The sequence below is a fragment of the Streptomyces niveiscabiei genome, assembly GCF_001419795.1.
Lineage (GTDB): Bacteria > Actinomycetota > Actinomycetes > Streptomycetales > Streptomycetaceae > Streptomyces > Streptomyces niveiscabiei.
Genome location: NZ_LIRL01000492.1, coordinates 1 through 10165 on the forward strand (window position 1 = coordinate 1; position 10165 = coordinate 10165).

At 72.4% G+C, this 10165-nt stretch carries 8 protein-coding genes; all 8 read left to right on the forward strand.

Annotation, left to right across the window (positions count from 1 at the left end):
* On the forward strand, positions 1-166 hold a 166-nt coding region (locus tag AOK24_RS23570; RefSeq protein WP_167376856.1), incomplete at its 5' end, for a winged helix-turn-helix domain-containing protein.
* Entirely contained in the window at positions 163-1734 is a 1572-nt protein-coding gene (locus AOK24_RS23575; RefSeq protein WP_055722068.1) for a sensor histidine kinase, read from the forward strand. The genes AOK24_RS23570 and AOK24_RS23575, both read left to right, overlap by 4 nt.
* 14 nt (positions 1735-1748) lie before the next feature.
* Complete coding sequence (locus AOK24_RS23580) at positions 1749-3095, forward strand: bifunctional glycosyltransferase family 2/GtrA family protein (RefSeq protein WP_055722069.1); 1347 nt, start codon at positions 1749-1751, stop codon at positions 3093-3095.
* The gene (locus AOK24_RS23585) at positions 3092-5092 is read left to right on the forward strand and encodes an ArnT family glycosyltransferase (protein WP_055722070.1); all 2001 of its coding nucleotides are present in this window, start codon (positions 3092-3094) and stop codon (positions 5090-5092) included. Before AOK24_RS23580 ends, AOK24_RS23585 begins: the two co-directional genes overlap by 4 nt.
* Positions 5079-7304, forward strand: coding sequence for a HAMP domain-containing protein (locus AOK24_RS23590; RefSeq protein ID WP_240554076.1), 2226 nt, complete (start codon positions 5079-5081; stop codon positions 7302-7304). Before AOK24_RS23585 ends, AOK24_RS23590 begins: the two co-directional genes overlap by 14 nt.
* Before the next feature lie 6 nt (positions 7305-7310).
* Positions 7311-8531 (forward strand): poly-gamma-glutamate synthase PgsB, encoded by a 1221-nt coding sequence (pgsB, locus tag AOK24_RS23595; protein WP_055722071.1) that lies wholly within the window; start codon positions 7311-7313, stop codon positions 8529-8531.
* A complete protein-coding gene (locus AOK24_RS23600; RefSeq protein WP_010354781.1) occupies positions 8528-9010 on the forward strand; it encodes a poly-gamma-glutamate biosynthesis protein PgsC/CapC in 483 nt (160 codons plus the stop codon). Before pgsB ends, AOK24_RS23600 begins: the two co-directional genes overlap by 4 nt.
* 57 nt (positions 9011-9067) lie before the next feature.
* Entirely contained in the window at positions 9068-10114 is a 1047-nt protein-coding gene (locus AOK24_RS23605; RefSeq protein ID WP_055722072.1) for an NlpC/P60 family protein, read from the forward strand.
* Positions 10115-10165: the final 51 nt, after the last annotated feature.

A 10165-nucleotide genomic window follows, 5' to 3' on the forward strand; every position in this document is an offset into this window, starting at 1 on the left:
CAAGGCGCAGATCCTGGACCGTGTGTGGTCGTACGACTTCGGCGGCCAGGCGAACGTGGTCGAGCTGTACATCTCGTACCTGCGAAGGAAGATCGACGCCGGACGGGAGCCGATGATCCACACCCGGCGAGGCGCCGGTTACCTGATCAAGCCCGCGCAGTCATGAGCGGGCGACGACGGCCGCGTCCACGAAGGAGACGCACCCTGCGGGCCAGGCTCGTCGTCGCATCGGTCACGCTGATCGCCGTGGTGTGCGCGGTGATCGGTACGGTGACGACGCTGGCGCTGCGCCAGCACCTGTACGACCAGCTGGACCGGCAGCTCGGCGAGGTCGCGATGAGGGCGTCGGGGGGACCGGGTGGACCCCCCGGTACGAACGGCCCGCAGCTGTGGACGAAGTCCGTCGACCTGACGGAGTTCGTCACCCGGGGCCCGCAGCCGGGCGGCTCGACCCTGATCGCGAAGGTCGACAACGGCTCGGTGACCGCGGGCGTGGTCGGCAGGAAGACCGGCAGCACCTACGACATGAAGGCGCAGTCGCTCACGGAGGCCCAGCTGAAGGCGGTCAACGCCACAGCGCAGGACCGCGATCCCCACACCGTAGACCTCCCCGGCCTGGGCAGCTACCGCGTCAAGTACGCCCCCGGCGTCAACGGCGACTTCTACGTGGCGATCCCCACCGCCGACCCCGACAGCACGATCAGCACCCTCATCCTGGTCGAACTCAGCGTCACGGCGGCCGGGTTGATCGCGGCCGGGATAGCGGGCCACGTCCTCGTGGGCGTCGCCACCCGCCCCCTCCGCAAGGTGGCCGCGACCGCCACCCGGGTCTCCGAACTCCCCCTGCACACGGGCGAAGTGAACCTGAGTGAACGGGTCCCGGAGACGGACCCGCACACGGAGGTCGGCCAGGTCGGCGCCGCCCTCAACCGCATGCTGGACCACATCCACGGCGCCCTGCACGCGCGGCAGCAGAGCGAGACGCGTGTACGCCAGTTCGTCGCGGACGCCAGCCACGAACTGCGTACCCCCCTCGCCTCGATCCGCGGCTACGCGGAGCTGACCCGGCGCGGCAGGGAGGAGGTGGGCCCCGACACCCGCCACGCCCTGGGCCGTATCGAGTCCGAGGCGGGCCGGATGACGTTCCTGGTGGAGGACCTCCTCCTGCTGGCCCGCCTGGACGCGGGCCGCCCTCTCCAGTTCGAGCAGACCGACCTCGTACCCCTGGTCATCGACTCGGTGAGCGACGCGCGCGCGGCGGGCCGGGACCATGTGTGGCGGCTGGAGCTGCCGGACGAACCGGCGCTCGTCAGCGCGGATGCGGCACGGCTGCAACAGGTCCTGGTCAACCTGCTCGCCAACGCGCGTACGCACACGCCACCCGGTACGACGGTGACGGCGCGCGTCCAGCGGCGCGGGCCCTGGCTCTGCGTGGACGTCCAGGACAACGGCCAGGGCATCCCGCAGGAGCTGCTTCCGCACGTCTTCGAGCGGTTCGCGCGGGGCGACTCGGCGCGTTCGCGGAGCACCGGCAGTACGGGGCTTGGCCTCGCGATCGTCCAGGCCGTGGCGACCGCGCACGGCGGTGCGGTGACCGTGGACAGTGTGCCCGGACAGACCGTGTTCACGGTGCATCTGCCCGCGCTCGCCCCGCAGTTGTCCCCCGAAACGAACTGGCAACTCGACTCACAGGGTCAGCACAGTGCCGGCACATGGGTACAACAGGGCGCTTGAGCAGAGTCGTTGGCATGCGAACCGACTCTTCTCCGGGCACGCTGCCGGCGCGGGAGCACCTCCCGGTCGGCGCTGCCGGAACGCCTGTCCTGGACGTCGTGATCCCCGTGTACAACGAGGAGAAGGACCTCGGCCCCTGCGTCGAGCGCCTGCACGACCACCTCGCCAGGACCTTCCCCTACCCCTTCCGGATCACGATCGCGGACAACGCGTCGATCGACACCACCCCGGTGGTGGCGAAGAACCTGGAGGCGGCGCTGACCGGCGTCAGGTCCTTCCGGCTGGAGCAGAAGGGCCGCGGCAGGGCGCTGCGGACCGTCTGGTCGGCCTCGGACGCGCCGGTGCTCGCCTATATGGACGTCGACCTGTCCACCGATCTCAACGCCCTGCTCCCGCTGGTGGCCCCGCTGATCTCGGGCCACTCCGACCTGGCGATCGGCTCCCGGCTGGCCCGCAGCTCGCGCGTAGTGCGGGGCGCCAAGCGGGAGTTCATCAGCCGCTCGTACAACCTGATCCTGCGGGGCTCGCTCCAGGCGCGGTTCTCGGACGCGCAGTGCGGGTTCAAGGCGATCCGGCGCGATGTCGCCCAGGTGCTGTTGCCGCTCGTCGAAGACACCGGATGGTTCTTCGACACTGAGATGCTGGTCCTCGCGGAGCGGGCGGGCCTTCGGATCCACGAGGTCCCGGTCGACTGGGTCGACGACCCCGACTCCACGGTGCACATCGTCAAGACGGCGACCGACGACCTGAGAGGGGTATGGCGCGTTGGGAAGGCCCTGGCCACCGGTTCGCTTCCCCTGGACCGGCTGACCAGGCCGTTCGGCGACGATCCCCGCGACCGCGAGATCATGGACGTACCCAAGGGACTGGCCCGGCAGCTCGTCGGCTTCTGCGTGGTCGGCGGGCTGTCGACGCTCTTCTACCTGCTGCTGTACAGCGGTTTCCGTACGTTCACCGGCTCGCAGGTCGCCAACGCGCTCGCGCTGCTGGTGTCGGCGGTCGCGAACACGGCGGCCAACCGCCGGCTCACCTTCGGGGTACGCGGCTCCGGCAGCGCGGTCAAGCACCAGGCGCAGGGCCTCGTCGTCTTCGGCATCGGCCTCGCGCTCACCAGCGGTTCGCTGGCCGCGCTGAACGCGGCGACGTCAAGTCCCTCGCACGCTACGGAACTTGGGGTGCTGATCGCGGCGAACCTCGCGGCGACCGTGCTGCGGTTCCTGCTGTTCCGTGCGTGGGTCTTCCCCGACAAGCGGGAGTCGACGGAGGGGGAGGGCGCGACGATGCGGCTCTCGCCGATCCGGCCTCCGTACGACGCCCCGGTCCGCCCGTACGACAACGACCCGCGGGAGAACCGGCGATGACGACCCTTCAGGAACCCACCTGGGTCGCTCCCGCCGCCGAGCAGGTCAAGTCGTCGCGGATACGCGGACTTTGGCGCGGCCGTCCCGACGACGCGGCCTGGGTCCGCCCCGCCTTCCTCGGCCTCCTCGCCGCGACCTTCCTCCTCTACCTCTACAACCTCGACTCCTCCGGGTACGCCAACTCCTTCTACTCGGCGGCGGTTCAGGCCGGTTCGGAGTCCTGGAAGGCGTTCTTCTTCGGCTCCCTCGACGCGTCCAACGCCATCACCGTCGACAAGCCCCCGGCCGCGCTGTGGCCGATGGCCCTCTCCGTACGGATCTTCGGGCCGCACACATGGGCCGTCGCGCTGCCCCATGTGATCGAGGGCGTGCTCGCCGTCTGGCTGCTGCACCGGATCGTACGGGCCTGGGCCGGTCCGTTCGCGGCGCTGATCGCCGCGCTGACGCTCACCCTCACCCCGGTCACCGTGGTGCTGAACCGGGCCACCATCCCGGACACCGCACTCACCCTGCTGCTGGTGGCAGCCGCCGGCGCGCTACAGAAGGCGGTCCGCACCGGGCGGCTGCTCCCGCTGATCACGTGCGGTGTCTGGGTCGGGCTGGCCTTCCAGACGAAGATGCTGCAAGCCTGGCTCGTCCTGCCCGTGTTCGCCCTCGTCTACCAACTCACCGCGAACGGCCCGGCGTTGCGGAAGGCCCGGCGCCTCCTGCTGGGCGGCGCGGTCACGCTGGCCGTCTCCTGCTCGTGGGCGCTGATCGCGTGGCTGACTCCGGCGGGCGACCGCCCGTACGTCGACGGCACGTCGAACAACAACCCCTTCAGCCTGGTCTTCGGCTACAACGGCGTGAGCCGCTTCAGCGGGGACGGCACCGCGCTCGGCGCCGTCCCGGCCACCGCCGCGAGCCGTACCACCGGGAACACCGGCTGGGGGATGCTCGTCAACCACACCGTCGGCCCGCAGATCGCCTGGTTCCTGCCGCTCGCCGTGCTCGCCGTCGTCACCGCCCTGGTCTGGCGGGCCCGTGAGCCGCGGACCGACCCGCTGCGCGCGGGTTTCCTCCTGTGGGGCGGCTGGCTCGCCGTCCACGCCGTGGTGTTCAGCGTCTCCAACGGCAATCACCCCTACTACACGGCCGTCCTCGCCCCGGCCGTCGCCGCGCTCACCGGAGGCGGGCTCGCGCTGTTCAGGTCCGCGTACGAGGCGGGCGCGTACGAGGCGGGCGGCCGGCGGCGGTTGTGGCTGCCGGCGGCGATCGTGCTGACGGTGGCCTGGGCTCTCGTCCTCGACCGGCCGACCTGGTTCGCCCCCGGCCTGCTGGTGTTCGCGGTGTTCTTCGCGGCCTGCGGGGCGTTCGGCCTGTGGTCCAGCGGGCCGCGTGCCTCCCGGCGCCGGGTCCACGGCTCCCTGGTCGCCGGGGTCGCGGCGATGCTGCTGGTCCCCGCCTGCTGGGCCGTCTCGTCCCTCGACCCGCGCTACGCGGGCGCCGCCACGTCCCCGACGGCCGGTCCGGTCGGCGATTTCCACCACCGGGCGCTCCACGACCCGTCCGCGCTGCGCCGCGCCGAGCTGGGCCGGCCGAGCACCCGGGACACGGCCCTGCTGGACTACCTCGTCGCGCACCGCGAGGGCGAGGAGTACCTGGTCGCGACCCAGGCCGCCTACCCGGCGGAGCGTCTGCTGCGCGCCGAGGCCCAACCCGTGCTCGTCATGGGCGGTTTCACCGGCCGGACGCCCTTCCCCAGCGCCCCGCAGCTCGCCGACCTGATCGCCGCTCGCCGGCTCCGCTTCGTCCTGCTCACTCCCCTGCGCCCCACCACCCCCGCGACGACCTGGGTGAAGTCCCATTGCGAGCGCGTCCGCTCCGGGGAGTACGGCTGGCGCACCAAGGGCAACTTCGGCCTCTACGACTGCCGCGTCACCGCCGAGCCGAGTTCCCCCCTCACCTCTTCACCCGGCACCGCCCCCATGGAAAGGACTTCTCTTGACCACCAGTGAATCCCCGATATCCGAGCGGGGCCCGGCACGGCGTCGTGCGGACATGGCCGTGCTGGGAGGGGTGCGACCGCCGGTGGCGGCCCTGCCGGTGCTGCTGGCGCTCGTCGCGGGCCTGACGGTGTTCGCCGTCGGCAGCGACACCGAACACGGCGTCCCGGAGGCCGTCCTCAGTTCCCAGCAGCACATCGCCGAGGACGGGGCGGTCGCGCTCCAGGCCGCCGTCGACCAGAACGTCACCGACCTGCGGACGGCGGCCTCGGAGGTCGCGGCCTCCGGGTCCGTACCGGCGGACCGCGTGCTGGCCCGCCTCGACCGGCCGCACCGCAAGTGGCGTGGCAGCGCCATCGTCGACCAGGCCACCGGACGGCTGCTCGCCGCGCAGGGCGAGGCCCTGCCGCTGGGGAAGGTGAACCTGCGCGGGCTGCCGGCGAACCCGCCTCCGGCCCTGGTGCGGGACGACTCGGGCGTCACCCGGCTGCTGGCCTTCGCGACGCTGACGCAGGGCGGCAAGCAGCAGGTGCTCGTCGCCTCCCAGAGCGTGAAGCTGCCGGGCATCACCGTCGGCAAGGAGCACACGCTCACCGTCGTGGACCGGGACGGGAACCCGCTCACCTCGACCGGCCCGGCGCCCGGCATCGTCCGCGCCAAGCCGCTGGCCGTGACCGCCGCCCACCAGGCGCAGAGCGCGGGCCCCTCGGAGACCGCCGTCGCGGCCGGCGGCTTCGACGGTCCGAGCGGCAGCCTCGTCGGGGCGGCGGACGGCGACCACCGGACCGCCGTGGGGTACGCGGCGGTGGCCCGCGGGCTCGCGACGAAAGAGAGCCCGAGCAGCGAACTCGGCCTGACGGTCGTCACGACGGTCCCGGCCGAGGGGCACGGGACCGGCACCGGTGACCTGCGGCTCGCCCTCCTCGCCGCGGCCGTCCTCGCGGCCCTCGCGGCCGGGGTCACCGCCGCCCTCCACCTACTGGTGCAGCGGCCTGTGCTGCGGCTGCGCCGCGAGGCGCGGCGGCTCGGCTCGGGCGACCTCACGGCTCCCGTCCCCGTCCCCCGCTTCGGGGAACCCGCCCGGATCGGCGCCTCCTTGGAGGCACTGCGCCGCCAACTCCTGGGCGAGGACGGCCCGTCCGCGCAGGCACCGGCCAAAAGACGGCTCGGGCTGCGGACCGTCGTCGCGGTGAGCGCGTTCGCCCTGGTGGCCTGGCCCACGGCGATGCTCCTGACCCTCAGCAGCACCCTGCCGCGTCCCGCCGACGCCGTACCCCGGCTGATCTCCGACGACCAGGGGCAGCGCACCGCGACGGCGGCCGACCGGATGCGCCGGGGGATCAACGACGCCTACGCGGACCTCACCCGGCTCGCCACGGTGGTCGACGCCTCGCAGCCGGAGAAGGCGCGCGAGGTCCTCGACAGGTCCCTGGAGCGGCACGGCCGCTACCGGTCCCTGTACGTCGTGGACAGCGCGGGCGGGATCCTCGCCCAGGCGGGCGGGGAGCCCCGTACCCCGAAGAAGGCCCGCGTCCAGAGCGGGGTCACGCAGACGAACACCTCCGGTACGGAACCGGTGCTCGCGGCCGTGGCCGCCCAGCCGGTCGCGGGCGGGCCGAAGAAGGGCGAACGCCGTTATGTCGTGGGCGAGTTCAAGGTCCAGTATCTGACGGGCATCCTCAACCGGCCCGGTCTCGGCTCGGTGTGGCTGGTGGACTCCGAGCAGCGGGTCATCGCGTCCAACAAGGGGTTCGTGGCCTTCGACCGGGTCCCCGACCGCCGGCTGCGGAGCCGGCTGAGGGACGACCGGACGGCCAAGGGCTCGGCCGACGTGCTGGTCGGCCGGCGGGATCCGGCGATCGCCGCGGTGGCGCCGTTCGGCGACAAGCCGGGCGTCGCGAGCAAGCTCGGCTGGAAGGTCGCCTCGATCCGGCCGGTGTTCTGGATCGGCCTGCCCCAGTACGAGGCACAGCGGCGGATCATGCTCGTCGGTCTGCTGGGGATGACCGCGGGCGCCCTGTGCGTCGGCTGGCTGTACCTCGTCGTCGTCCGTCCGCTGCGGGACGTCGCCCGGGGCGCCGAGGCGCTGGCGGCCGGGGACCGCGGGACGGTGCTCTACCCGCGCTACCACGACGAGGTGGGCTCCATCGCGCGCGGCCTCGAAGTGATCAGACAGCGCCTCCCCCGCACCGACACCCCGTCCAGTCCCGGTCCCAGGAGCTGACCCACCGTGCTCTTCCTGTACTGCGTCCTCGCGCTGTGCTGCGCCGGCCTGCTCGTGGCAGGCGTCGTCGAACAGCGCCGCCACGACGCGAACCTCGCCGTCATCCCCACCCGCGTGCTGGTCAACGGCATTCGCGGCAAGTCCTCCATCACCCGGCTGTGCGCGGGCGCGCTGCGTGGCAGCGGCCTGGTGACCGTGGCCAAGACCACGGGCACCGCGGCCCGGTTCATCCACCCCGACGCCACCGAGGAGCCGGTCTACCGCAAGTTCGGCATCGCCAACGTCGTCGAGCAGATCGGCATCGTCCGGCGGGCCGCCGGCTACCGGCCCGACGTCCTGGTCATGGAGTGCATGGCCGTCATGCCGGCGCTCCAGGAGATCAACCAGACCAAGCTGATCCGCTCCACCATCGGCGTGCTGTGCAACGTCCGTGAGGACCACCTCGCCGAGATGGGGCCGACGCTGGACGACGTGGCCCGCTCCCTGTGCCGGTCGCTGCCGGTGGGCGGTGTCTGTGTCACCGCCGAGAAGGAACGTTTCCACATCCTCCAGGAGGAGGCCGACGCCCGGAACTGCGAGCTGGTCTACGCCGACCCGGACACCGTCACCGACGAGGAGCTGCGCGGCTTCAGCTGGTTCACGTTCAAGGAGAACGTCGCCATCGCGCTCGCCGTCGCCGAACTGCTCGGCATCGACCGCGCGACCGCGCTCAAGGGGATGTACGCGGCGCCGCCGGACCCGGGTGTGCTGTCCGTCGAGCGGTACCGCACCCCTGACGAGAAGCGGCTGCGCTTCGCGAACGTCTTCGCCGCCAACGACCCCGAGTCGACGCTGATGAACATCAACCAGCTGCTCGAACTCGGCGCGATCCAGCGCCCGTTGCACGTCGTCATCAACTGCCGTCCCGACCGGGTGGAGCGCAACGGGCAGATGGGCGCGCTCATCCCCCAGCTCGACCCGGAGACGGTGTTCCTCATCGGCCACCCCACCCGATCGGCCGCCGACGCGATCCCCGCCCACTGGAGCGGGAACGTCGTCGACCTCGGCGGCGAGCGCCGCGACCCCGACCGGCTCACCGAGGAGCTGCTGGCCCACCTGGGGCCGGAGGCCTCCGTCGTCGCCATCGGCAACATCCACGGCCAGGGCGAACTCTTCCTGGAGCGGCTCGCCGCCCTCGCACCCGACCCCGCCGGCCACCCCGACTCCTCGCATGGAGAGCTCCGTTGATCCCCGCAGTCGTCACCCCCCAGATCGCCGCCATCGGCATCGCGCTCGGTCTGGTGTTCTCCCTCCTGTGCTACCTGACCACGAACCTCTCCCCGGGCGGCATGATCACCCCCGGCTGGCTCGCCCTCACCCTCGTCGGTGACCTGCGGCGCGCCGCCATGGTCGCGGCCGTGGCGGCCCTGACCTACCTGCTGACCAAGGTGCTCCAGCGGTTCGTCATCCTCTACGGCAAGCGGCTGTTCGCCGCCGTCGTGCTCATCGGGGTCCTGCTCCAGGCCGGTCTTTCCCTGCTGCTCCACCAGCAGTTCCCGCTGCTGTTCGCCCACCAGGCCCTCGGGTTCATCGTCCCCGGCCTCATCGCCTACCAGCTGGAGCGGCAGCCCAAGACGGCGACGGTCCTCTCCACCTGCGCGGTCACCTTCGCCACCTACGTGATCCTGGTGTCCGGACTGCTGCTGGGCGCCCTGCCGACGACATGAGCCGCGCCCCCGCCGGCCCGCGGTGCCTCTCTCCTTCCCCCTCATCGGAGCTGACCAGTGAAACGCCTCCTGACCAGGAACACGGTGCTGTTCCTCGTGACAGCCGTCCTGTTCGCGGCGACCTGCGGGCTGGCCATGCAGCTCAGACACCGCGGCGACACCCGGGCGGCAGCGCCGGTGCCGCCGACACCATCGGCACCGCCGGCCGCCGAGATCCAGGCCAGGAGCGGCACGCTGCTCTTCGAGCGGATCGGCAACCCCGCCCGCACGGTCGCCCGCGACCGGAGCGGCACCGTCGTCGCCACCTTCACCGACGGCGCCCGCACGGCCGTCCTGACCGGGCCCGGCCGGACCTTCGCCGAGCCCCGCACGACGGACGCCAAGGTCGTCACCAAGAGCTGGGTACGGCTGCTGCCCACGCCCTGGACCCAGGGCGCGGAACGCGGCGCCTGGTTCACCCCCTGGCTCACGTCCCGCCTCGCCGACCGCGGCCCGGACATCCTCGCGACGGCCTTCGAGTACGTCGCCGGCGCCCCGACCCGGAAGACGGCGGCAGGAGTCGCCTACAGCGGCGCCGCCCGCTACACCCCGGACACCACCGGCGGCTCGGCGCGCGCGGGCTCGGACTTCTACGACTACCTGGGCGTCCCCTGGACCTTCCCCGACACGGTCGTCCGCAGCCCCGAGAAGGACCGCGCGCGCTCCGTCGACAGCTCCGGCTATGTCCGGCTGGTGTACGGCTACCGCGCGGGCGTCGCGCTGGACAGCAGGGACAACGCGACGGGCGGCGGATTGCAGCGGTCCCCCGACGGGATCGCCCGCGGGCGGCTCGGCGTACCCGTGATCCCCCTCACCGACCGGCGCCCCGCGGCCGTCCAGCAACTCCAGCCCGGCGACCTGGTGTTCTTCAGGGCACAGGAGCAGTCCGGCAAGCGGATCGACCACATCGGCATCTACCTCGGCCTGGACACCGCCGACCACCCGCGCTTCATCTCCAGCCGCAAGAACGCGGGGGGACCCACGATGGGTGACAAGGGCGGCACCTCGCAGCTCGACGGCGGCGGCTACTACGCCCAGGCGCTGCGGGCGGCCCGCCGCATCTGACGGCACCTCCCGCCCCGTACCCGCCCCCTGGCTCCCCACGGCCAGGGGGCG